The following is a 1,573-nucleotide window of genomic DNA, read 5'->3' as shown; positions in this document are numbered from 1 at the left end:
GACACTGTCGAGATCGCCCGGTGGACCAGGGCTCAGTGGTGGATGCTGACGGTGTCGTGCCTGGCGGTGGCGCTGGTGGTCGCGGCCATGGCGGCGTTGTATTCGGCGTTGCCGCAGATCGCGGTCGCGACCGGGGCGACGCAAGCCCAGCTGACCTGGATCGTCGACGGCTATACGCTGGTGCTGGCGTGTCTGGTGCTTCCCGCCGGAGCCATCGGTGACCGTTACGGGCGTCGCGGGGTGCTGGTGGCGGGGCTGGCGGTCCTCGCTCTCGGCCCCACCACCCGCCGCTCGCGCGCACCACGCCCGCAGGCCTTCACCCCGTCCCCCTGAGAGTGCATCTGAAAAACTCCGGTTCCGGTCACGCCGTGCGGGCGAGTCGGCGCCCGACCTGCAAGGCCTAAAGGAGAGGCCGCGCGCTGACGCTGTGATCCCGATCGTTCGCGGTGGTTCGGTCGCGGGTTCAACTCCCGCTCACCCCCGGGACCTTCGAGCCCTTCTGGTGGGGGTAGTGCAGGACTACCCGACTCATCCGGTGGCCACCTTTAAACTCGACAGCCCGCGGAAGGACAGCCCGGTACGCCAGCGAGGCTGCTCGACGAGCCCGAGACCGGGAAAACGGGCCACCAGGAGCGGGAACAGTATGGATCCTTCGAGCCGGGCCAGCGGCGCGCCGAGACAGAAGTGGATGCCGGCGCCGAACGACAACGGTGGGACCCCGGTTCGGGTGATGTCGAGCCTATCCGGGTCACAGAATCGGTCCGGGTCTCTGTTGGCCGCCCCGAGCAGGGTCAATACGACCTGACCGGGATGTAGATCGACTCCTGCCAGCCGTGTCGGCTCGAGCACCGTGCGCCCGTTGGTCTGGACGGGGGAGTCGTAACGCAACAATTCTTCGACGGCATTGCTCGCCAAGTCGGGCCTGGCACGCAGTTGGCGCATCTGGTCGGGGTGAGCGAGCAACGCGGCGACGCCGTTGCCGATGAGGTTTGTGGTGGTTTCGAACCCTGCGGCGAACAACAGAATCGCGGTGCCGACGCATTCGTTGTCATCCAAGACGTCGTCGCCGTGCGCGACGGCGAGTCGGCTGAGTAGGTCATCGGCGGGGCGGGCGCGTTTGACCGCCAACAGGTCAGCGAAATACGTGGCAAGTTGGTCTTCGGCTTCACAGGCGGCGGTCAGAGCCGCAACATTGGCTCCGGGTTCCAGTGAGGCGAGCAGGGCACGCACCAGGGGCGCGGCTACTGCCCGATCGCCCATGGGAACCCCCAGAAGTTCGCCTATCACATTCACAGGCAGCGGGAGCGCCAGATCGGTGATGATGTCGACGAAGACCTGTTCCTCCATGACGTTGAGCAGGTGATTGATCTGTGTGATAACGCGGCCGCGCAACTCGTCAATGTGCCGAGGGGTGAACACGTCGGCGACCAGCCGACGCAGCCGGTGGTGGTCAGGGGGGTTGCGGAACAGCATGGTGCGCCGGAATCGATGCATGGCCCGACGTTGCAACTCTTCAGGGATCTCGGACAAGCCGAAGCCCAGCGACTCGTCGGCCTTGCCGAGGCTGCGGTCG

General features: G+C 66.3%; 1 protein-coding gene and 1 pseudogene. One reads left to right on the top strand and one right to left on the bottom strand.

Annotation, left to right across the window (positions count from 1 at the left end; translation table 11 throughout):
- A pseudogene (locus WAW17_RS25920) lies at positions 1 to 273 on the top strand (MFS transporter); the annotation flags it as partial.
- A gap of 255 nt (positions 274 to 528) precedes the next feature.
- On the opposite strand, the gene WAW17_RS25915 reads toward WAW17_RS25920, so the two are convergent.
- The coding region (locus tag WAW17_RS25915; RefSeq protein WP_422335738.1) for a cytochrome P450 at positions 529 to 1,573 on the bottom strand (1,045 nt) is incomplete at its 5' end.

Origin of the sequence: Rhodococcus sp. (in: high G+C Gram-positive bacteria) (assembly GCF_049286785.1) — a bacterium.
In the GTDB taxonomy this organism is placed as follows: Bacteria; Actinomycetota; Actinomycetes; order Mycobacteriales; family Mycobacteriaceae; genus Rhodococcus_F.
Note: the sequence above shows the minus strand (reverse complement) of the source record. Positions and strands in the feature narration are given on the sequence as shown.